Below are 23222 nucleotides of genomic sequence, written 5' to 3'. Positions count from 1 at the left end.
CACTTCGAGAGGTGCCCTCATGTCCGTCGATACCAACCGCCGTGTCAGCGCCTCGCGCCCCGTGGGCCGTGCCCTGGGGGGGCAGGATCGCTTCGAGAAGGAGTCCCTGGAAGGGCCCGCGGAGGGGCCGCTCGCGATGGCACGGCGCCAGCGGATGGCCGGCGGAACGCTGCGGCCCGGAGAGGAGAGCCCCTTCGCCGCGAAGCTGCGGAAGCTGGCGGGTGGCCCCGGGGAGGGAGAGCGCTGATTGCCCCTTGAGCCTCACGCTGCGTGAGGCCGTATCCACCTCGTCACGCCACACTTTCGTGGCGCGATGAGGTGCGTGACATGTTCGAGAAGTACTACACGCCGGAGCAGCTCCAGCAGTTGAAGGCTCGCCGCGAGGCCCTGGGCGAGGACGCCATCCGTCAGGTCGAGGCCGAGTGGCCCCAGCTCATCGCCCGCGTGCGCGCGGAGATGGACAAGGGCACGGACCCCACGTGCGAGCCGGTGCGCTCGCTGGCCCTGCGCTGGCGTGAGCTGCTGAAGGCGTTCACGGGCGGAGACCCGGGCATCGAAGGGGCGTTGACCGCGATGCACCAGCAGGAGCCGGGAGTCGCCTCGAAGCACGGCGTGGACCCCAGGCTCTTCGCGTACATCGGCAAGGCGATGGCCCGCCTGGATGGGCCGACGTAGCTGTGCCGGTCCGTGGACCCATGGGGGGCGGTGTTTCAGTCGCGGCGTCCCGGGCTCGTCCCTGGGCGCCGTGACACCGCACGACGAGGAGCGGGTGGGATGAAGGTCTATCTGGATGACGAGCGCGCCACGCCCGAGGGGTGGGTTCGGGTGTGGTGGCCCGAGGAGGCCATCTCGCTGCTGGAGACCGGGAAGGTGACGGAGCTGAGCCTGGACCACGACCTGGGAGACGACGCGCACGGCACCGGGTACGACGTCCTGTTGTGGCTGGAAGAGGCCGTGGCGACCCGTGGCTTCGTGCCACCACGGGTCCAGGTGCATTCGGCGAACAGCTCCGCGCGGCAGAAGATGGCGCTCGCCATTGCCCGCATCGAGCGCTTCGTCCGGGAGCGGCAGGGAGGATGAGCGCGGTCCCGATTGAGGCCGCGCGTCCTCATCGCCTGCGGCGAGGGTAGGCCTGAATCTGCGTCGCGTAGGTGTCGCCATCCGCGATGTAGTTGAACGCGGCCTGGACGCGCGTGCCCTCGGCCAGTTGCTGCGGCGAGACGCGCCTGCCGTTGGCGCTGATGCGCGTGGTGTCGGTCACGAACAGGTTGAAGTCGTCGCCGGACTCGGCGTCCCGGACCACGATGTGGTCCTTGCCGACCGAGGTCACCCGACCCTGCATGACGACGCTGGCCAGCACCGTGGACTCGGTGTCCGCCTCGGGCGCCGTGGCCTGGGCTCCCGAGCCGCCCGTGCCCGTGTCATTGCGCCGTAGCGTGTCCACCTCTCGCTCCAATCGCTGGACCTGCTCGCGGAGTTGCACGACCTCCTGTTCGAGGTTCTCGGGGCGTGCGGCGCCCGCTGCCGGGGCCTCTGCCGTGTCGTTAGTGGACGCGCCCGACGAGGTGCCACTGCCCCCGGTCGCGTTGCCCTCGCCTGCGGTTTCCGCCGTGCCGCCCGCGGCAGTGCCCGCCGAGGAGTCGCTGCCGTCGCTCGTCGTAGCAGGCGTGGTTCCAGACGTGCCGCTAGCAGCCGCGCCTGCCGAGGAGCCGCTGCCCCCGGTTGCGCTGCTCTCACCCGTCGCGCCGGATGATGCTCCCGTCGTGCCACCCGTGGCCCCGCCCGCCGAGGCCCCACTTCCGAAGGTCGCGTTGCCCTCGCCCGTCACACCAGACGGAGTTCCCGTCGTGCCACCCGTGGTCGCGCCCGTTGAAGTTCCACTGCCGCCAGTCAAGCTACCTTCACCTGTCGCTCCTCCAGGCGAAGTTGCCGTAGCACCGCCAGTGGTTGCTTCGGCCGGGGCCCCGCTACCTCCCGTTGCGGTGCCGGCTGTTGCGCCTCCGCCCGCCGCTCCGGCTGCGGTTCCCACAGCAGTGCCCCCCGACGTCGCGCCACTACCGCCCGTGGCCGTTCCGCTGACGTCCGAGCTGGATCCCGCCGAGGTGCCAGTGGTCGCCCCCCCGCTCGCCGTTCCTACAGGGGCGTTCCCCGTTGTCGCGCCGGTCGTCATGCCACTACCGCCCGTGGCCGTGCCGCTGACGTCCGGGTTGGAGCCGGCTGTCATGCCAGTGCTTCCATTCGTGACTCCCGCCTCGCCGGTGCCACTCACATCCGATAGGCCCGTGCCTGTCGTGGTCGTGGGCGGAACGTTCGTTCCAGACCCCCAGGTGCCACTGGCACTGCTCGCGGCCGTCCCTGCCTGTCCGCTGCCGCCGGTGGTGGGCCCCATGAGGCTCCCGCGCGTTGCGCCCGCTGGGGGCGCGGCAGCGGGCTCCGCACCGGTGTTGGTCTCAATCGTGCCCATCGGAGTTCCCCCCGAAGTACCCGGCATCAATTGCGGCGGAGGCGTGAAGTTGCCTGGCGCGTAGGTTCCCTGCGGCTGGGGGAGGCCTTGAGTCCCGTCAGTCACCGTCCCTCCGGGCGAGCCACCGCTCGCTGATTGGGCGAGCCCGGCCGATGACGTGAGGAAGCTGAAGGTCAGGGCGGCATGGGTGATGGCGCGTCGCATGGTCGGTTCCTTTCCCCTTACTTCGCAAAGGTGAGGTCCGAGGGCGGGGCGGCAAGCGTGACACCAGACGGACAGCCAGGAGGCAGGCCGCACGACGGGAGCGTTGGCGTTGGAGACCTGTCATCACCATGGACATGACGCCGCATGGAGGGTCGGGGGCGGAACCCATGGCGCCGAGCGTGCGGCTTCGGCTTCAGCAGCAGACACGATGCCTTTATGGACCAGGCGCCTCAGCACCCTGTCGAGTCGATGCCGAAAGCGCTCGGGTGCGCACTCGAAGCGTTGATTCGTCCCCAGGTAGCGCCCACGTTACCTGTTGTCAGGATGCCGGATGGACGGGCTCTCCACTTTCTGGGGAAGGGCGGGCTCCCGAGCGACTGTGGTCCGATAGACGCACTCCACGGTAACCAGCAGCACGACGAACTTGAGGCTCAGCAGCCACACCCTGATTTTGAGGACCCGGTTCCAGCGCATGGCCCTGGCGCATGAGCAAGCTCCAGGCCCTCGAGGACCGAGGCGCCAAGGGATGGGGCCTGCCGCCGCTCGTGGCCAAAGAGGACTCGCCAAACCTGCGGTCTCAGAAGGCGTACCGAAGCCCCAGGCGGAGCTGCCGTGGCGTCTGGTACCGCAAGGGCACGAGCAGCGAGTCGTCGCGGAGCGCGACCTGGGAATTGAGCAGGTTGAACGCGTCGAGGCTGACCGTCAGCACGTCATCCCTCGGAGCGCCAAATCGAGCGCTCAGATGGACATCGACGGTATGGACCCAGGGGGTTCGCGAATCGTCCGTGTCGCGTGGAGTCCCGGCGGCTCCCAGGTAGGCCAGCCCCACATTGAGCGTTACCGTCCGGGCCATCAGAAACGCCTTGGACCCGTAGGCCTTGATGACATGAGGGCGGTCGGCGGGAAGCAATCGCGACTGCGCCAGCGGCCGTCCGGTTTCATCGCCGAAGGGGCCTGCGTAGTTCCCATGGAGCCGCGACCAGATATAGCTGACCTGGGCCTGCCAACCGTCGGAGAAGCGTCGGCTGAGCTCCACCGCGAGGGCATCATAGGTCCGCTCCGCCTGCGGATTGACGACCGAGAAGCCTTCTCCCGTCTCCTGGGGGACCACCGCCAGCGCGTCGTCCAGGCGTCGATGGGTGTAGGTCACGCCCGCCTTGGCGAAGAGCCCGAGCTCATGCTCGGCCCCTGCGACAAGCTCGGAGGAGGACGTTGGCGCGAGCCGGGGCGTGAGGTGCGTATCCGGTCCCAGCAATCCGAGTGGCAGCAGCCCCTGGTACTTCGCCGCATGGGCGAAGACCTTCACCCGGCCATTTCGCGACGGGTCGAGCACGAGCCCGAGACGCGGCGAGAGCTGGTGATGGGACATCTCGCCACCAGCCTCTGTCTCCAGCAACTGCACGTCGTAGCGGATGCCGCCGTTGAGCGTGAGCCCGTGGAACGGAGTCCAGCGGTCCTGCGCGAAACTACCCAGGACGGTTCCCGTCATCCCAGACACCAGTGAATGCTCTTCGAACTCCACGCCCGCCTTGAGCAGATGGACTCCCAGGAGGTTCAGCCAGGATGAGACCTGGGCCTTTCCCTGGATGCGGAGCAGGTCGGTGGCGGAGTCTTCCTCTCCGTTCACGGAGGTGGCGCGATGGCTCAGCCAGCCCACCTTGATGTCGAGCCCGAGCCGCCTGTTCAGGAGCCAGCCGTTGTAGTCGAGCCTCGCCATGAAGGAGTCGCTGTCCGTATGCCAGGGCGCACGGGCGTCTTCGCTTCGTATCGACGCAGGTGCCGTGAGGACCGACAGCGAGACGTGATGCCGCTCGTCGACGGCATACGTGAGCCTGCCCAGTGCCTGCAGGTTGCGCTGGTCCACGAAGGCGCCGTTTCGTTCGACACGGCTGAGCGTGGGGACGACACCGGCGAAGAACCAGAGCCGTTTGTTATGGAGCGAACCGCTCAACGTGCCGCCAATGTCCCCGAGGTGCTCGAGAGAGCCTCGAGTGGGAGCCTCGGGGGTGTGCATCCTCGTTCCCTCCAGCACGCCTGGCGCCCAGTTCGCGAAGACCTCTCCGCGCAGCTCGAGGGTCGGGGCAGGGGTCTTCACATCCAGGATGCCGCCCGTCGTACGGCCGTACTCCGGCATGTAGCCGCCCGTGAGCACCTCGACGTCGCCGAGCAACTCCCTGCTCAGTGGCAGCAGGTTGCGGCCGGTGAGCGGGTCGCGCGTCGAAAGCCCATCCAGCAGGTACTCGTTCTCGAACGGCGAGGCACCACTGATGGAGAGGCCGTCCGCGCTGTCCACGGTGCCTGGGACCCACTCCGCGAGGCTGTCCGCGGTGCGTACGGCGCCATCCCACCCGGAAGGCCGGCTCACCGGGATGTGCGAGACACCGTCCCGCCAGAACCCATCGCGCAGCGCCGAGCTCTCCGTGTCGACCGTGGGAGGCAAGGAGTCCAATGAGAGGATGTCACGCTCGTTGCTGGGCTGGAGCGTCACGTTGACGCGCAGGGAGCGCCCTTCGCGCACGGTCAGCGCGGTCAGCACGTAGGGCTCGAAGTGCTCCCGCTCGAAGCGGAGCACGTAGTCGCCCGGTCGCAGGTTGGGGAGCCGGTAGCTCCCATCGGGGCGGGTGACGGCGATGCGCTCGCCTTCCTCCTCGGACGAGGTCATCGTCACGACGACCTCCGCGATGGGCTGCCCCGACTGTGCGTCGATGACCGTCCCCACGATGGCACTCAGGGGATTCGCCGCTGAACCAGACGGCAGCAGCACTGCCAGGATGACCGTGATGACTCGCAGCGCCTTCTTCCCCTCCATGCGGGCGTTGCCTCCCCTCCAAGCCAGCATGACACGGCCCCCGTTCGGTCCGGTTTTATGCTGTCCTGACGAAACGAGCTGGGACGTGGAGCCGGGCAGGCGTTGACATGGCCCGGATGGTCCGTGACGCGAAAGTGCCGACGCGAGGAGCCGCCGCCGTGCGTGGACGGGAGAGTCCGGTGTCTGGAGGCAAGGCGGCGCGCGCTTCCGCGAAAGAGGCCCGTGTGCGCCGTGCCGGAATGTGGCCGCTCACCATCGTCATCGCCGCCGCGCTCGGGCTGCTCGTCTACGTGGCCACGACCAGCCTGCCCTACCTCATCTCCGCGCCCATCTCGGACCCTGCCTTCGGCGCGCTCAACCACTGTCTCTCGGGTCTGCTGGAAGGACCACGGTTGGGCTGGGCCGTTTCCCCGGATGCCTCACGTGTCGCCATCCACGGCGCGCAGTCGGTGGCGGTCTGTGAGCGCAGCGGCGGCTCGCGCGCCTTTCCCAGGGCCGGGGTGCGCGCAATCACCTTCGATGGGGAGAACCGCCTCTGGTGGTCCCAGCCTGGCGCGCTCTGGCGGGATGACGGCGCCACGGCGAAGCGGGTGGGGGATTTCTCCCCGGTGGCGCTCGTCAGCCACGCCAGCGGTGTGCTGGCGCTGGACGCGGAGGGGCAGCTCGTCTCGGTGGCGCCCGATGGCGCGGTGCTGGGGCAGGTGGTCGTGCCACCCGACGCCGAGGCCCGTCTCTCCGTGGGCGCCGAGGGCACCTTCGCCGCCGTGCTCACGAGGGGCGCGCTTCAGTTCTACAAGGCGCGGACCCTCGAGCCGCTTTCCGTCGAAGTGCCCTGCGTGGCGGACAGTCTGTGGTGGCTCGACCGCCCCGGGCACGTGCTGGTGGGCTGCGCGGAACAGACCGGGCAGGCCTACGCACTGGATCTCGAGACATCCCACGCCGAGCCTGCGAAGCGCCCGCCTGGAATGCCCGCCCGGAGGCTCCTCGGACAGCCCCTCTATGTGCACGGCTGCGATGGATTTCCGTGCACGGCTCCCGCACCCTGAGATGTTGGTAGGAGGCACGGGGGCTCTCGCTCTTCACGGGGCGTCCGAGCCTTCGACGCGCAGCGTTCACTGGCGAACGCTCGGGGTTTTGAGCGCCTGGCATTGAATCGACAAGCCCGCGAACTCCCTGGAGATTCGCCCCAGTCCGGGCGCCGCTCAGCGCAGCCAGCAGCGTTCATCCCGAACAGAGGTTTCTCGCGTGGACGACACCAAGGTTCCTCAATCCCATTCCAATGGTCGCAAGCGTGCCTCCGCGCGGAAGTCCGCGGGGAACGGGGCTGCCAGGCAGGGGGATCCTGCCCGCGCCATTCCCTCCGAACGACCCGAGACGGCCAACAGCCTGCGGGGCGAGCGAGGACGGGCCCGGTCCACCACGTCGGCGTCCCTGGAGGCGCCCGCGCAGAAGTCATCCCGCCGCAACGGCCGGGCCGCCGGTGCCCGGGCGCCCGCCGCGCGTGGCCGGGGCCGCGGAAGCCACTCCCTGCAGCCCCTGCTCGCCGCGCTGCGTTCAGTGCAGGCCGGCGACTTCTCCGTGCGCCTCCCGGAGGCCGACGATGATCCGGTGATGGAGGACATCGCCAACGCCTTCAACGCCGTGGTGTCGCTCAACGCCGCGTTGACGCAGGAGGTGGTCCGCGTGGAGCGCGTGGTGGGCCGCGAGGGCCGCATGGGTGAGCGCGTGTCGCTGGGCGACGTGCGCGGCGACTGGGCCCACAGCATCCACTCCATCAACTCGCTCATCGGGGACCTGGTGCAGCCCACCACCGAGGTGGCGCGCGTGCTGGTGGCGGTGGCGCAGGGCGACCTCACGCAGAAGATGGCGCTGGAGATTGACGGTCAGCCGGTGAAGGGGGAGTTCCTCCGAATCGGCACCACCGTCAACGCGATGCTGGATCAGCTCAACTCGTTCGCCGCCGAGGTGACGCGCGTCGCGAAGGAAGTGGGCAGCGACGGCAAGCTGGGCGGTCAGGCCGACGTGAAGGGCGTGTCCGGCGTGTGGAAGGACCTCACGGACAACGTGAACCTGATGGCCAACAACCTCACGGCCCAGGTGCGCAACATCGCCGAGGTCTCCACCGCGGTGGCCAACGGCGACCTGTCCAAGAAGATCACCGTCGACGCCAAGGGCGAGGTCTTCGAGCTGAAGAGCACCATCAACACCATGGTGGACCAGCTCAACGGCTTCGCCTCCGAGGTGACGCGCGTGGCGCGCGAGGTGGGCACCGAGGGCAAGCTGGGCGGCCAGGCCGCGGTGCCCGGTGTGTCCGGTACCTGGAAGGACCTCACCGACAACGTGAACTTCATGGCCTCCAACCTCACCACCCAGGTGCGGGGCATCGTGAAGGTGGTGACGGCGGTCGCCAACGGCGACCTCACCCAGAAGCTGATGGTGCCCTCGCAGGGCGAGATTGCCGCGCTGGGCGCCACGCTCAACGCCATGACGGACACCCTCAACGTCTTCGCGCAGCAGGTGACCAGCGTCGCGCGCACGGTGGGCGTGGAGGGCAAGCTGGGCGCGCAGGCCCAGGTCCCGGGCGCCGCCGGCACCTGGAAGGACCTCACGGACAACGTGAACCTGATGGCCAACAACCTCACCTCGCAGGTGCGCAACATCGGTGAGGTGACGACGGCCGTCGCCAAGGGCGACCTGTCCAAGAAAATCACGGTGGACGTCCGCGGCGAGGTGCTGGAGCTGAAGGACACCATCAACACCATGGTGGACCAGCTGCGCGCCTTCGCGTCCGAGGTGACGCGCGTCGCGAAGGAAGTCGGCACCGAGGGCAAGCTGGGCGGTCAGGCCGAGGTGAAGGGTGTGGGCGGCGTGTGGAAGGACCTCACGGACAACGTGAACTACATGGCGTCCAACCTCACCACGCAGGTGCGCAACATCGCGCTGGTGACGACGTCGGTGGCCAACGGCGACCTGTCGAAGAAAATCACCGTCGACGCGCGCGGCGAAATCCTCGAGCTGAAGAACACCATCAACACCATGGTGGACCAGCTCAACAGCTTCGCTTCCGAAGTGACGCGCGTGGCGCGCGAGGTGGGCACCCACGGCAAGCTGGGCGGTCAGGCCGAGGTGCGCGGCGTGTCCGGCACCTGGAAGGACCTCACGGACAACGTGAACGTGATGGCCGTCAACCTCACCACCCAGGTGCGCGGCATCGCCAAGGTGGTGACGGCGGTGGCCAACGGTGACCTCACCCAGCGCCTGAAGATGGAGGCCAAGGGCGAGGTGGCCGAGCTGGCCGACACCATCAACGCGATGACGCAGACGCTGTCCATCTTCGCGCAGCAGGTGACGGACGTGGCGCGCACGGTGGGCGTGGAGGGCAAGCTGGGCGCCCAGGCGGTGGTGCCGGGCGTGGCGGGCACGTGGAAGGACCTCACCAACAACGTGAACCTGCTCGCCAACAACCTCACCGACCAGGTCCGCAACATCGCCGAGGTGACGACGGCCGTCGCCAAGGGCGACCTGTCGCGCAAGATTACCGTCGACGCCAAGGGCGAGGTGCTGGAGCTGAAGAACACCATCAACACCATGGTGGACCAGCTCAACAGCTTCGCCGCCGAGGTGACCCGCGTCGCCAAGGAAGTCGGCACCGAGGGCAAGCTGGGCGGTCAGGCGGAAGTGCGCGGTGTGTCCGGCGTGTGGAAGGACCTCACGGACAACGTGAACTTCATGGCCGTGAATCTCACCACGCAGGTGCGCGGCATCGTGCGCGTGGTGACGGCCGTCGCCAACGGTGACCTGAACCAGAAGCTCACGATGGACGCGAAGGGGGAGATTGCCGCGCTCGCGGACACCATCAACGCGATGACGCAGACGCTGTCCATCTTCGCGCAGCAGGTGACGGACGTGGCGCGCACGGTGGGCGTGGAGGGCAAGCTGGGCGCCCAGGCGGAAGTGCCGGGCGTGGCGGGCACGTGGAAGGACCTCACCAACAACGTGAACCTGCTCGCCAACAACCTCACGGCGCAGGTGCGCAACATCGCCGAAGTCACCACGGCCGTCGCCAACGGGGACCTGTCGAAGAAAATCACGGTCGACGCCAAGGGCGAGGTGCTGGAGCTGAAGAGCACCATCAACACCATGGTGGACCAGCTCCGTGCCTTCGCCGCCGAGGTGACGCGTGTGGCGAAGGAGGTCGGCACCGAGGGCAAGCTGGGCGGTCAGGCCGACGTGAAGGACCTGTCCGGCGTGTGGAAGGACCTCACCGACAACGTGAATGTCCTCGCCGGCAACCTGACGGACCAGGTGCGCAACATCGCCAAGGTGACCACGGCCGTCGCCAATGGCGACCTGTCCCAGAAGATCACCGTCTCCGTGAAGGGCGAGGTGCTGGAGCTGAAGAACACCATCAACACCATGGTGGACCAGCTGCGCGCCTTCGCGTCCGAGGTGACGCGCGTCGCGAAGGAAGTCGGCACCGAGGGCAAGCTGGGCGGTCAGGCCGCGGTGCCCGGTGTGGCCGGCACCTGGAAGGACCTCACCGACAACGTGAATGTCCTCGCCGGCAACCTGACGGACCAGGTGCGCAACATCGCCAAGGTGACGACGGCGGTGGCCAATGGCGACCTCTCGCAGAAGATTTCCGTCGAGGCGCGGGGCGAAATCCTGGAGCTGAAGAGCACCATCAACACCATGGTGGACCAGCTCCGTGCGTTCGCCGCCGAGGTGACGCGCGTCGCGAAGGAGGTCGGCACCGAGGGCAAGCTGGGCGGTCAGGCCGCGGTGCCCGGCGTGGCCGGCACCTGGAAGGACCTCACCGACAACGTGAACAGCATGGCCTCCAACCTCACGTCGCAGGTGCGGAACATCGCGCTGGTGACGACGGCGGTGGCCAACGGGGACCTGTCCAAGAAAATCACCGTCGATGCCAAGGGCGAAATCCTGGAGCTGAAGGACACCATCAACATCATGGTGGACCAGCTCAACAGCTTCGCCGCCGAGGTGACGCGCGTGGCGCGCGAGGTGGGCACCGAGGGCAAGCTGGGCGGTCAGGCGGAAGTGCGCGGTGTGTCCGGCGTGTGGAAGGACCTCACGGACAACGTGAACTTCATGGCCCGCAACCTCACCACCCAGGTGCGCGGCATCGTCAAGGTGGTGACGGCCGTCGCCAACGGCGACCTGAAGCAGAAGCTGGCCGTGGAGGCGAAGGGCGAGGTCGCCGCGCTGGCGGAGACCATCAACAACATGACGGACACGCTGGGCACCTTCGCCGAGCAGGTGTCCACCGTGGCGCGCGAGGTGGGCGTCGAAGGGAAGCTGGGCGGTCAGGCCCGCGTGCCCGGCGTGGCCGGCACGTGGAAGGACCTCACCGACAACGTGAACTTCATGGCCTCCAACCTCACCACGCAGGTGCGGGGCATCGTGAAGGTGGTGACGGCGGTCGCCAACGGTGACCTCACCCAGAAGCTCATCGTGGACGCCAAGGGCGAGGTCGCCGCGCTGGCGGAGACCATCAACAACATGACGGACACGCTGGGCACCTTCGCCGACCAGGTGACGACGGTGGCCCGCGAGGTGGGTATCGAAGGGAAGCTGGGCGGCCAGGCCCGCGTGCCCGGCGCGCGCGGCACATGGCGGCAGCTCACGGACAACGTGAACCAGCTCGCCGGCACGCTGACCAGCCAGCTCCGCGCCATCTCCGATGTGGCCACCGCGGTGACGAAGGGCGACCTCACGCGCAGCATCACCGTCGTGGCGGAGGGCGAGGTCGCCGCGCTGAAGGACAACATCAACCAGATGATTGTCAACCTGCGCGAGACGACGCAGAAGAACCAGGAGCAGGACTGGCTCAAGACGAACCTGGCGAAGTTCAGCGGCATGATGCAGGGCCAGAAGAGCCTGGACGCCGTCAGCCGCCTCATCATGAGCGAGCTGACGCCGCTGGTCTCCGCCCACCACGGCGCCTTCTTCCTGGTGGACGGCACCGAGGCGGGCACGCCGCTGCTCAAGCTCACCAGCACCTACGCGTACCGGGAGCGCAAGCACATCGCCAACCGCTTCCGCTTCGGTGAGGGGCTCGTGGGCCAGTGCGCGCTGGAGCGGAAGACCATCCTGCTCACGCAGGTGCCTCCGGACTACATCACCATCTCCTCCGGGCTGGGGGAGGCCGCGCCGCTCAACATCATCGTCCTGCCCGTCCTCTTCGAGGGCGAGGTGAAGGCCGTCATCGAGCTGGCCTCCTTCCACCCGTTCAGCGCCATCCATCAGATCTTCCTGGACCAGCTCACCGAGAGCATTGGCGTGGTGCTGAACATGATCATCGCCAACATGCGCACGGAGCAGCTCTTGCTCCAGTCGCAGGACCTCACGCAGGAGCTCCAGAGCCAGTCCAAGGAGCTGACGCAGCAGCAGGAGGCCCTCAAGCGCAGTAACAGCGAGCTGGAGGAGAAGGCGAAGCTGCTGGAGGAGCAGAACCGCCGCGTCGAGGAGAAGAACAACGAGGTGGAGCGCGCTCGCCTCAGCCTGGAGGAGAAGGCCGAGCAGCTCACCGTCATCTCCAAGTACAAGAGCGAGTTCCTGGCCAACATGAGCCACGAGCTGCGCACGCCGCTCAACTCGCTGCTCATCCTGGCCAAGCTCCTGTCGGACAACAAGGAGGGCAACCTCAACCCCAAGCAGGTGGAGTACGCGAACACCATCTACGCCTCCGGCGGAGACCTGCTCAGCCTCATCAACGAAATCCTCGACCTGTCCAAGGTGGAGGCCGGGAAGATGCAGGTGGAGCCGCGGGACATCGTCCTCACCGAGCTCAACCAGTTCATCGAGCGCAGCTTCCTCCCGGTGGCGGAGCAGAAGGGGCTGTCCTTCTCCGTGGAGGTGGGCCCCGGCACGCCGCGGCACATCCGCACGGACCCGCAGCGGCTCCAGCAGGTGCTCAAGAACCTGCTGTCCAACGCCTTCAAGTTCACCGACGAGGGCAGCGTCCAGCTCAAGGTGAAGCTGGCCGAGCCGGGCACGCAGTTCGACCACGCGGTGCTCCGCGGCTCGCGCTACGTGCTCGGCTTCGCGGTGTCGGACACGGGCATTGGCATCGCCCGGGACAAGCAGCGCCTCATCTTCGAGGCCTTCCAGCAGGCGGATGGCTCCACCGCGCGCAAGTACGGTGGCACCGGCCTGGGCCTGTCCATCAGCCGCGAAATCGCCAAGTTGCTGGGCGGCGAGATCCAGGTGGTCAGCGAGCCGGGGCGGGGCAGCACCTTCACCCTCTACCTGCCGCCCGAGTACGTCAGCCCCGAGGAGGAGGTGCTGACGTCCATGCCGCCCGCGCTGGAGCCCGTCCCGCGGCTGCCCCTGCCGCCCGAGCAGCCACGCAAGGAGGCGGCCTCCTCCGCGCCGGCCGTGGCGGACAGCGGCCACGTGCTGGACGCGGCGCTGCCGCCGCCCATCGAGTCGCTGCTGACGCCCGTCTCCGTGGAGGATGACCGGGACCACATCCGCGAGGGCGACCGCGTCCTGCTCATCATCGAGGACGACGTGAAGTTCGCCCGCATCATGGTGCAGATGGCGCGGGAGAAGGGCTTCAAGGCCCTGGTGGCCACGCGCGGCGACACCGGCCTGTCCATGGCCAACGAGTTCCAGCCGCACGCCATCACCCTGGACATCCAGCTCCCGGTGGTGGACGGCTGGAGCGTGCTGGACCGGCTCAAGCGCAACGCGCGCACGCGCCACATCCCGGTGCACGTCATCAGCGTCATGGACAAGAACCAGGGCAACTCGCAGGGCGCCTTCGGTTACCTCACCAAGCCCGTCAGCAAGGAGGGCCTGGAGCGGGTGTTCAACCAGCTCGCCAGCTTCCTGGAGCGCAAGGAGCGCCGGCTGCTGCTGGTGGAGGATGACGACGTCCAGCGCGACAGCCTGGTGAAGCTGCTCAGCGAAGGCGGCGACGTCGCGGTGACGGCCGTCGCCACCGGCGAGGAGGTGCTCCGGAACCTGGAGACGGGTGAGTTCGACTGCGTCGTCATCGACCTGATGCTGCCCGACACCGACGGCATCAAGCTGGTGGAGGAGGTGAAGACGCAGAACCGCTTCCGCGACCTGCCCATCGTCATCTACACGGGCAAGGAGCTGACGCCCAAGGACGAGGCCCGGCTGCGCCGCTATACCGGCAGCGTCATCCTCAAGAGCGGGACGAAGAGTCCCGAGCAGCTCCTCAGCGACACGGCGCTGTTCCTCCACCGGCTGGACCAGAACCTGCCGCCCCGCGCCCGCGCCGCCCTGGCCCAGCGCAGCGACAAGGAGAGCGAGCTGTCCGGCAAGAAGGTGCTCGTCGTGGATGACGACATGCGCAACATCTTCGCCCTCACCAGCGTGCTGGAGAACCACGGCATGCAGGTGGTGTTCGCGGAGAACGGGCGCGCGGCCATCGAGATGCTGGAGCAGCACCGCGACGTCGACATCGTCCTCATGGACGTGATGATGCCGGAGATGGACGGCTATGAGACGATGCGTGCCATCCGCAAGGACCTCAAGTACGCCAGCCTGCCCATCATCGCGGTGACGGCCAAGGCGCTGAAGGACGACCGGGAGAAGTGCATGGCCGCCGGCGCGAGCGACTACCTGCCCAAGCCGGTGGATACGGACAAGCTTCTGGAGCTCATCCGTCTTTGGGTGACGGCTTGATGCACTGATTGATGGTTACCGCACGGCGCCCCTCTTCCGGGCTTGGGTCCGGACGGGGGGACGCCTAGCCTCTCCCAGCTTGAGAAAAAGTGGAGCCCAGGCAGATTCCTTCCGCCGACTTCAATGACGCCTAGCGAACACATCCCCGCGGAACGCAACCAGGAAGGGCCTCCCCAGTCCCGGGCAAGCATCCTGATGGTGGACGACCATCCGTCCAACCTGCTCGCGCTCGAGGCCATCCTCGAGCCGCTGGGGCAGGAGTTGGTGAAGGCCACCAGCGGAGAGGAAGCGCTCAAGTTCCTCCTGCAGCGCGACTTCGCCGTCATCCTGATGGACGTGCAGATGCCCGGGCTGGATGGCTTCCAGACGGCCACGATCATCAAGCAGCGCGAGCGCACGCGCACCATCCCCATCATCTTCCTCACCGCGCTCAGCCGTGACGCGGCCCACGTCTTCAAGGGGTATGCGCACGGCGCGGTGGACTACCTGCTCAAGCCGTTCGACCCTGAAATCCTCCGCTCCAAGGTCAGCGTCTTCGTGGACCTGTTCCTCAAGGAGCAGCAGATTCAGCGGCAGGCGGCGCTGCTCCGGCAGCGCGAGCGCGAGGCGCTGGAGCGCCAGAGCGAGCTGCGCCACCTGCGCCTCACCGAGTCGCTGCCGGAGGTGATGTGGGCGGCGCGCGCGGATGGCAGCTTCACCTACGCCAACCGCGCCGCGCGCGACTACACCGGCATCCAGGCGGAGCAGCCGCTGTCGCTGAACACCTTCCTGGAGTTCGTCCACCCGGCGGACCGCGAGGCCATGCGCGCCGCGTGGGGGCAGGCCATCCGCCTGGGGCAGCGCGTGGAGCGCGAGTTCCGGCTGCGCCGCTTCGACGGCGTCTACCGCTGGCACCTGGCGCGCGCGGTGCCGGAGCGTGACGAGAATGGCCTGCTGGCCGGCTGGATTGCCGTGGCCACGGACATCGACGACAAGCGCCGGGCGGAGGAGGCGCTGGGCCGCTTCAAGGCGACGCTGGACGCGACGCTGGACTGCGTCCTCATGTTCTCCCCGGACTCGCTGACGCTCACCTACGCCAACGCCGGCGCGGCCAAACAATTGGCCAGCAGCACCGAGGAGCTGGTGGGCCTGTCGGTGCTGGAGGTGGAGAGCGCCTTCGACGAGGCGGGCTTCCGCAAGCTGCTGGCGCCGCTGGTGAGCGGCACCCTGCCCAGCCAGACGTACTCCACCAGCCACCGCCGGCGGGACGGCACGGAGGTCCCGGTGGAGGTGGTGCTCCAGTACATCGCCGCGGATGGCGGCCCGGGGCGCTTCATCTCCGTGGCGCGCGACATCACCGAGCGGCAGCGGGCGGAGACGGCGCTGCGGCTGGCCAGCGAGGCGAAGGACGCCTTCCTCGCGGCGGCGAGCCACGAGCTGCGCACGCCGCTGGCCGCGGCCAAGGGCCACGCGCACCTGGCGCTGCTCAAGCTGGGCGGCGAGACGGAGGCCGGGCCTGGCAAGTCGCTGAAAATCATCAACCGTCAAATCGACCGGATGGCCAAGCTGGTGGAGGACCTGCTGGACATCAGCCGGCTCCAGGCGGGACGCCTGTCGCTGGAGCTGGAGCGGTTCGACCTGAGCCAGCTGGTGCACGAGACGCGCGACCGCATGGCCGTGCTGTCCCAGGGGCACGAAATCCACGTGGAGGCCGCCGAGCGGCTCGAGGGGACGTGGGACCGGGGCCGGCTGGACCAGGTGCTCACGAACCTCCTGTCCAACGCCCTGCGGTATTCGCCCGAGGGCGGCCCCGTGTGGGTGCGGCTCCATCGGGAGAACAACGAGGGGGTCCACCTGTCGGTGACGGACACCGGGGTGGGCATCCCCAAGGAGAAGCAGGCGCTCATCTTCGAGCGCTTCGGCCGCGCGCACGGCAGCAAGTACGGCGGCCTGGGCCTGGGACTCACCATCAGCCAGGGCATCGTCGAGCAGCACGGCGGCCGTATCTGGGTGGAGTCGCCGGGCATCGCGGGAGAGGGCTCCACCTTCCACGTGTGGCTGCCGCGCGAGACGGAGGCGCCCTCCGTCACCGTGCATCCGGACGCGGCGACACGCTCCGCGAACTGAGTGGGGCCGTTCGAGCGGGCCCGCGTTTTTTCTAGGGGGGCGGTTCCCACGCTGGCACGGTCACGTGTCCAATGGAGCGTGGAGAGAAAATGGCCCGGGGACTAGGCGCCTCGGAGCTCGCCGACCTCTATGAAAAGTACGCGCCCACCATCCATGGGAGGGCAAGGACCCTGCTTGGCCGCGACTCGGATGCCTGGGACGCCGTGCAGGAGGTCTTCTGCCGTCTCCTCGAGTCGGGTGGGGCGTTCCGCGCGGAGGCGCGCCCCATGACCTACATCTTCCGGGTCACCACCCATGTCTGTCTCAACCTGCTGCGGAGCCGGGCGCTGAAGGACGTCCCCGCCCAGGCAACCGCCGAGGCAGAGGAGGCGGGCGCGGACCCGCAGGAGGTGGAGGCCCGCAACCTGCTTCGCGTCCTGGCGCGCGAGCTGGATGACCGCGCCCTCCAGATTGCGACGCTCCACTTCGTGGATGCGCTCACCCAGGAGGAAATCGTGGAGGTGGTGGGTCTGTCGCGCAAGACGGTTGGGCGCGAGCTGGAGAAGGTCCGGGTTCGCGCGCGGGAGCTGGCGCTGGAGCCCCGGTCATGAGCGGGCACCTGTCGAGGCTCGCGTTGGACGAGCTGGTGGTGGGGGATGCGGCGCCTCCGCCCCATCTCGCCGCGTGCGCGGAATGTCAGGCGAAGCTGGCGCGGCTGCGCGAGGCGGCGGGCGCGGCGCGCGAGGTCCCGGAGTTCGCGCGGACGCGGGCGCGGGTGTTGGCGCAGCGCGAGGAACCCGAGTCCGAGCGTGTGGCACCAGCGTTCGCGTGGACGCGGTGGTTCACCCGGCCCGAGCCGCCCTCGCCCATGCGGGACTCGCTGAGGAAATGGCTGTGGGCGGTTCCCCTGGCCGCGGCCTTGGGACTGGCGTCGGTGGTGGTGCTTCGCGAGCCGCCGGACGGGGTTCGCATCAAGGGCGGGCCCTTCGTGTCCGTGGTGCGGCAGGCGGACGGCGCCGTGGATGCGCCGCTGTCGCCCGGGGATGTGGTAACGCTCTCGCTGAAGACGGCGCCCTACCGGTACGCCTTGGTGTTCGCCACGGACACGACGGGAAAGGTGTCGCTGCTCTGGCCCGCGCGCGGCACGCAGTCGGGAGACCCGTCCACGCTGGTGATGCCGCCCACCTTCATCGTCACGCCCGGTGACTTCGTGCTGGACGCCTTCTTCTCGGATGCGCCGCTGCCGGTCGAGCCAGGTCGTGCGGCCCTGGCGATACAGGCCGCTGCCTGTGCTGCCCGGAAGCAGCCCTCGGACTGCCAGTCCTCCGTGCCGTGGGAAGGCGCGGCGCACCACTACCGTCTCGCTGTCCCCGTGAGCTCCGGTCCATGATGCTGCTCTCGCTGCTGACCGCCGCGCTGCTGTCCCAATCGCCTTCCGCGGAAGCACCACCCCCGAGGCGCTATGCGCTGCTCATCGGCGCCAACCGCGGGCTGTCCTCGGATGAGCCCCTCCGCTTCGCGGACGCGGACGCACGCCGCATGTTCACCCTGTTCCGGGACGCGGGCGGGCTCCACCCGGACGACGCCCAGGTCGTCCTGGGCGCGGATGCGGGCCGGGTGAGGTCGGCCCTGGGCTTGCTGCGTGAGCGCATGGCCCGCGACGCCGCCCCAGGCGACCAGCTCCTCGTCTACGTGTCGAGCCACGCCGATGGCGAGTCGCTGCACCTCTCCGGGACACGCCTGCCGGTGAAGGATCTGGTGGCGTTCATGGAAGCGTCGCCCGTGGGTGTGGCGGTGATGTTCATCGATTCGTGCCGCTCCGGCGCCGCCACCCGCCTCAAGGGGCTGGAGCCCGTGGAGGAGCGACTGGTGCAGTGGTCCGCGCCCGCCATCAAGGGGCGCGTCATCGTCACCTCATCCAGCGCGGACGAGGCCTCGCAGGAGGCCGATGACCTCCAGGGCTCCTTCTTCACGCACCACCTGCTGGCGGGGCTGCGTGGCGCGGGAGACCTCAACCGGGACGGGCGCGTCACGCTCCAGGAGTCCTATGCCTACGCGTATGGGCGCACGGTGGAATCCACGCTGCTGACCCGCGCGGGGACGCAGCACCCGAACTTCCATTTCGACTTGAAGGGGCAGGGTGAGCTGGTGCTCACCGAGCCCGTGCTCGCGCCCAGCCGGCTGCTCATCACCGTACCCGAGCCGGGGGAATGGGTGGTGGCCTCGGAGCAGGACGGCATGGTGATGGGTGTGTTCTCCAAGGGGAGCGGCCCGGTGATGCTGGCGCTGCCACCGGGAGGTTATCGCCTGCGCTCGCGGCGGGAGGACGCGTGGCTGGAGATGCGCGTCGCGGTGCCCGACAAGGGGCATGCGCTGGTGGATGAGTCGCTGCTCCGCAAGGGCACGCTGGTCGCGCTGCAGGCGAAGGGCCCCCAGGGCTGGCGCGGCGCGCTGCACCTGGGCGGCACCTTCGCGACGCGGACAGCCAGCAACATCGGTTCGAGCATCGGGGGGCAGCTCCAGGCCTTGTTCAACGCGCCCATCCGCCCCGGGCTCCTGGACGTGGCGTGGGGCACGTTCGCCGGTCGCGCCAGCGCGTCCGTGGTGAACCGCGCCATCCGCCAGACGGAGTGGTCGCTACGGCTGGGCATGGGCCGGCGGTTCCACCTCGGGGAGAGCTCGTTGATGCTCGGACCGGAGCTGGGCGCCTTGTTGCTCATCCAGAACGAGGCGGGAACGACCAGGACGGGGATGGCGCCTTACGGCGGCGTGAGCGCTTCGGCTTGGATTGGCGTCGAGCGCGTGTCACTGGTCGTCACGGGCTCCGTGGGCGGCGCGTTGATGCCCCTGCCCGAGGGCACCGAGCTGACCCCGCTCGCGAGCGCCGGCGTCGGGCTGGGTTGGAACTTCTGATGCGCCAGTTCCCACTGGCACGGGCTCGCGTGTCCAAAGGGAGCACGTCACGTCATGCCTGGAGCCTTGATGATTCGCTTCGCTTCCTTGCCCTTCGCGCGTCCCGCATGCCTCCTCGCCACGATGTTCCTGCTGGGCTGTGGAGAGGTCTCCGATGGCACGCTGCGGAACCCCTCACCCGCCGACGTGCTGCACCTGGAGATCAACAACTCCCGGGGAATGGAGCACGTGAACGGGAACCTCCTGGTCACCGTACAGACGCAGGGAGGCACCCCGGACAAGATCGAGCTGACGCGTAATGGAAGGGAATTGGCCACGCTGCTGCCGCCTTTCCAGTACATCTGGGACACGACGGTGGTCGAGGAGGGACTCCATCGACTCCAGGCACGGGCACAGTGGAAGGGACGCACCTTTACGAGCGACGAGCACCCCGTGTCCGTGGACCGCACGGGCCCCCTCGCCAACGGGAGCACGCCCAATTCCGACAACACGTCCGTCGATGAGGCCGCGACCCTGCGCGTGTCGTTCTCGGAGCCGATCCGGCTCAGGCGCCCGCAGGGTGTGGAGGCCACCGTCCAGGTCGGCGACATCGACTGGACCGTGCGGATGACGCTGTCCGATGACGGCTTGAGCTTGTCCGCGCCGCTGGAAAGGCGCCTCGGCGCGCCGTCGGAGGGCCGGGCCTCCATGCCCTTGGAGGACATCACGGACGTGGCTGGCAACCCCGCTCAGTTCAATCCCCACATGGGGGCGCGAGTTGTCTGGCATTGGACCGTCCCCGTATTCAGGTCGGAGCCCGCCCTCTTCTTCGAGCTCATCCCAGGCCAGCTAGAGGGGGTGGACGTCGCGGGCCGTCCGGCGCTGGTCGTGGAGCCAGGTGGGGCGACGGTCACCGCGCTGGCAGACCGCTCCGGCATGACAGGGCATGACGAGCTGCGTGGCGCTCGCATCGTGGTCGCACGCTTGGAGGGCAGCGTCTGGAGCGTCATGGGCGCGCCGTTCGTCGCTTCAGATGCCGCCGAGGGGTGGACCGTCTCGCATCCCCTGCTCGCGTTGGGGGCGGAGCGGCGCCCGGTGGTGGCGTTTCAGCAGCATGCCTCCGCGAACGCAGGTTCCACGCTGCATGTCTTCCAGTGGATGGATTCCGCCTGGCAGCCAGTGGGGGCGCATCTGCGCCTGCCCGAGGGGGCGGTACCGCACGCCTCGGCGATGGTCATCGACAGTGAAGGTCGGCCCGTCGTGGCGTGGGGGGCCTCCGACGGCATTCATGTCTGGCGTTGGTCAGCGGGGCAGTGGCTGGCGCTGGGGAGCGTTCAGCGGGCTGGAGCGGGCCCGGAGTCCACCGTCTCCACCGATGCGCCCGCGCTGAGCGTGGATGGCGCGGGCGGGGTCTTCCTGGCGTGGGCGGAGGCCGAATCCTCGTACGTGCTGGAGGGCCTGTATGTCCGTTACTGGAATGGTTCGGGTTGGGATGCGATGGGGGGGCGGCTCGTCTACGAACGGCGTTTCCCGAGCGACTATCGGGCCGCCCAGCCCGCGCTAGCCACGCTGCCGAATGGAAGCCCTGTGGTGGTCTGGTCGGAGACAAGTTTATATGGGCACCATGGGGTGATGGTCGCTCGCTGGTCGGGCTCGGCCTGGAGCATGGAAGTGGCGACGACCTCGGAGGATTGGATCCCTGCGGAAGAGCGCCGCTGGCCGACAGTTGCCGTGGATGGCCAGGGCAGGGTGTTGATGACGTTCATCGCGGGGCAGAACAGGCGAGGCCTCCATGCGGTCTGGTATCCCCACGGAGGCCAGATAAAGGAGCGGCTCCGGGAGTTCGGCCCCTCGGGGCCCACGGCGCTGGCACTGGATGTCACGGGGCAGCCTGTGATCGCGGTGTCAGAACGCTCATCGCTCAGTATCTTCCGTCCGAACCGATGAGCACTGTTCCAGCACCGCACGCTGGGATTCGCTGGCCGTACTCGCCTGCCTGGAGCCGGGTGGCTGCCTCCTCGGTTCAGGAGGAGGCGGGGCCGGCCAGGCGCGCCGGTGGGCGGCCTCCGCGGGTGATTACCCTTCGCGCGACGCTCGAAGTCATCGGTGTCGTCGAGGAGGCGCTCATGAAAGCCGTGGTGCTCAAGTCCTATGGGGACGTGGATGCGCTCGCAGTTCAGGACATGCCCGAGCCGAAGGTGGGGCCGGGCGAGGTGAAGGTCCGCGTCACCGCCGCGGGCATCAACCCCGTGGACTGGAAGATTCGGCGCGGGGACCTGCGGGAGCGGATGGAGCTGCGCTTCCCCACCATCCTGGGGCGGGACGTCGCGGGCGAAGTCATGGAGGTGGGCCCGGGCGTCACCGACTTCAAGCCGGGCGACCGCGTCATGGGCGTGGTGCAGGCCGGCTACGCGGAGAAAGCCGTCGCGCCCGCGGAGTCCTGGGCGAAGGTGCCCGAGTCCATGGACTTGAAGGACGCCGCCGCGCTCCCGCTCGTCACGCTCACCGGCGTGCAGTTGATGGAGGAGGCCGTGAATCCCAGGCCCGGGGAGACGGTGCTCGTCACCGGCGCGCTGGGCTCGGTGGGGCGCTCCGCCGTCTTCGCGGCGAAGGCGCGGGGTGTGAAGGTGCTGGCCGGCGTCCGCGCCAGCCAGAAGGCCGAGGCGCAGAAGCTGGGCGTGGACGGCGTGTTCGCGCTCGACGTGCCGGAGGAGGTCGCGAAGCTGCCCATGCTGGACGCGGTGGCGGACACCGTGGGGGGCAAGGTGGTGGCGAGCGTGCTGGAGAAGGTGAAGCCCGGCGGCACCCTGGGCAGCGTCCTGGGAGAGCCTCCCGAGGCCAAGGGCCGGCAGCTCACCGTCCGCGCCATCTTCGCGCATCCGGACTCACGCCGCCTGACGCAGCTGGGGCAGGCCGTCGCCAGGGGCGACCTGGTCATCCCCGTGAGCAAGCGCTTCCCGCTGGAGCAGGTGCAGGAGGCGCAGAAGCTCGCGGAGCAGAGCGGCGTGGGCAAGGTGCTGCTCGTCAACTGAGCCGCGTCACTTCTTGCGCGTCAGCAGCACCACCGCGCCGAGGATGGCGCCCATGGCCAGCCAGGCCGTGGGCGTCATCGTCTCACCCGCCAGCAGGCCGCCCAGGAACACCGCCAGCACCGGGTTGACGTAGGCGTAGCTGGTGGCCAGCGACGGGCGCGCATGGCGCAGCAGGTAGCCATAGGCGCTGTAGCCCACCAGCGAGCCGAAGGTGATGAGGTAGAGGAACGCGAGCACCGCCTTCGGCGTGGGCATGACCGTCGGGCGCTCGCCCACGAGCAGGCCGAAGCCCAGGATGATGGCGCCGCCGCACAGCATCTGCGCCGCGGTGGACATCAGTCCCTGCGGCATGGGCAGCCGGCGGCTCCACACCGAGCCCAGCGCCCAGCTCATGGGCGCCACCAGCAGCGCCAGCGTCGGCAGCAGCCGGCCGCCCATGTCACTGCCCAGGTTGAGCAGGACGATGCCACCGAAGCCCACCGCCAGCCCCCAGCGCTCCGCGCGTCCGGGCCACTGGCCGAAGAGCCCGCCGAACAGCGCCGTCCACAGGGGCAGGCTGCCCACCACCAGCGCGGCCACCCCCGAGGGCACCCACTGCTGCGCGAAGACGAGCCCCCCGTTGCCCAGCCCCAGCAGCATGGTGCCCACCAGCGCGCTGGCGCCCCACTGGCGGGCCGTGGGCACCGGTGTGCCCTTCAGCCACAGCACCGCGAAGAGCAGCGCCCCGGCGATCACGAAGCGCGCGCCCGACATCAGGAACGGGAGCATGCCCCCTTCCAGCGCCCACCGGATGGCCAGATAGGTGGAGCCCCAAATAATGTAGAGGGACAGGAGGCTGGCGATGAGCCACCCGCGATGGGCACCTGCTGGCTGGACGTTGCCAGGGGACAGGCTGACGGGGGCTGTCTGGGAATCAGGAAGGGACGCGACGCGCGAGGCGGGCACGGCGCGGCTTCTAGCGCCGCCGCGTTTCGCCAGCCATGTGGGCATTCCCATACCTCACAGCCGGGGTCCCTCCGGGCGGGTACAGTCTCCATCCTTGCGCCCGTCCGTCAGG

14 protein-coding genes are annotated in these 23222 nt (G+C 68.8%); 11 read left to right on the top strand and 3 right to left on the bottom strand.

The features are described from left to right. The first annotated feature begins 19 nt into the window (after positions 1-19). The 3 genes from VZL07_RS10415 to VZL07_RS10405 all read left to right on the top strand — a co-directional run bounded on the left by VZL07_RS10415 (position 20) and on the right by VZL07_RS10405 (position 1080). Positions 20-247: a hypothetical protein gene (locus tag VZL07_RS10415; protein ID WP_426755340.1), complete on the top strand. Its 228-nt coding sequence runs from the start codon at positions 20-22 to the stop codon at positions 245-247. Positions 248-327: 80 nt separating this feature from the next. Next, a complete protein-coding gene (locus VZL07_RS10410; protein WP_426755339.1) occupies positions 328-675 on the top strand; it encodes a TipAS antibiotic-recognition domain-containing protein in 348 nt (115 codons plus the stop codon). A gap of 99 nt (positions 676-774) precedes the next feature. Continuing rightward, a complete protein-coding gene (locus tag VZL07_RS10405; RefSeq protein WP_426755338.1) occupies positions 775-1080 on the top strand; it encodes a cyclic-phosphate processing receiver domain-containing protein in 306 nt (101 codons plus the stop codon). Positions 1081-1108: 28 nt separating this feature from the next. Here VZL07_RS10405 and VZL07_RS10400 read toward each other — a convergent pair whose 3' ends face one another. Both VZL07_RS10400 and VZL07_RS10395 read right to left on the bottom strand, forming a co-directional pair. Continuing rightward, a complete protein-coding gene (locus VZL07_RS10400; RefSeq protein WP_426755337.1) occupies positions 1109-1483 on the bottom strand; it encodes a hypothetical protein in 375 nt (124 codons plus the stop codon). Positions 1484-3245: 1762 nt separating this feature from the next. Then, on the bottom strand, positions 3246-5477 hold the full coding sequence (locus VZL07_RS10395) for a TonB-dependent receptor (protein ID WP_426755336.1): 2232 nt from the start codon (positions 5475-5477) through the stop codon (positions 3246-3248). Between the two features lie 158 nt (positions 5478-5635). On the opposite strand from VZL07_RS10395, the gene VZL07_RS10390 reads away from it, so the two are divergent. The 8 genes from VZL07_RS10390 to VZL07_RS10355 all read left to right on the top strand — a co-directional run bounded on the left by VZL07_RS10390 (position 5636) and on the right by VZL07_RS10355 (position 22165). Continuing rightward, positions 5636-6523: a hypothetical protein gene (locus VZL07_RS10390; protein ID WP_426755335.1), complete on the top strand. Its 888-nt coding sequence runs from the start codon at positions 5636-5638 to the stop codon at positions 6521-6523. Between the two features lie 199 nt (positions 6524-6722). Beyond that, the gene (locus VZL07_RS10385) at positions 6723-14156 is read left to right on the top strand and encodes a HAMP domain-containing protein (RefSeq protein WP_426755334.1); all 7434 of its coding nucleotides are present in this window, start codon (positions 6723-6725) and stop codon (positions 14154-14156) included. A 123-nt stretch (positions 14157-14279) separates the two neighbouring features. After that, on the top strand, positions 14280-16262 hold the full coding sequence (locus tag VZL07_RS10380) for a hybrid sensor histidine kinase/response regulator (protein WP_426755333.1): 1983 nt from the start codon (positions 14280-14282) through the stop codon (positions 16260-16262). Positions 16263-16351: 89 nt separating this feature from the next. Beyond that, complete coding sequence (locus tag VZL07_RS10375) at positions 16352-16852, top strand: sigma-70 family RNA polymerase sigma factor (protein WP_426755332.1); 501 nt, start codon at positions 16352-16354, stop codon at positions 16850-16852. Continuing rightward, positions 16849-17631: a hypothetical protein gene (locus tag VZL07_RS10370; protein WP_426755331.1), complete on the top strand. Its 783-nt coding sequence runs from the start codon at positions 16849-16851 to the stop codon at positions 17629-17631. Before VZL07_RS10375 ends, VZL07_RS10370 begins: the two co-directional genes overlap by 4 nt. Then, on the top strand, positions 17628-19154 hold the full coding sequence (locus VZL07_RS10365) for a caspase family protein (RefSeq protein WP_426755330.1): 1527 nt from the start codon (positions 17628-17630) through the stop codon (positions 19152-19154). The genes VZL07_RS10370 and VZL07_RS10365 overlap by 4 nt, the downstream gene beginning before the upstream one ends. Positions 19155-19223: 69 nt before the next feature. Then, positions 19224-21080 carry a hypothetical protein gene (locus tag VZL07_RS10360; RefSeq protein ID WP_426755329.1) on the top strand — a complete coding sequence of 619 codons (1857 nt, stop codon included), beginning with the start codon at positions 19224-19226 and terminating at the stop codon, positions 21078-21080. Between the two features lie 125 nt (positions 21081-21205). After that, entirely contained in the window at positions 21206-22165 is a 960-nt protein-coding gene (locus tag VZL07_RS10355) for an NADP-dependent oxidoreductase (RefSeq protein WP_426755328.1), read from the top strand. Positions 22166-22171: 6 nt separating this feature from the next. Here VZL07_RS10355 and yedA read toward each other — a convergent pair whose 3' ends face one another. Then, a complete protein-coding gene (gene yedA / locus VZL07_RS10350; protein ID WP_426755327.1) occupies positions 22172-23155 on the bottom strand; it encodes a drug/metabolite exporter YedA in 984 nt (327 codons plus the stop codon). Positions 23156-23222 lie beyond the last annotated feature (67 nt).

Origin of the sequence: Pseudomyxococcus flavus (assembly GCF_050038885.1) — a bacterium.
Taxonomy (GTDB): Bacteria; Myxococcota; Myxococcia; order Myxococcales; family Myxococcaceae; genus Myxococcus; species Myxococcus flavus.
The sequence above is the reverse complement of the archived record's forward strand: the minus strand, read 5'-3'. Positions and strand labels throughout refer to the sequence as shown.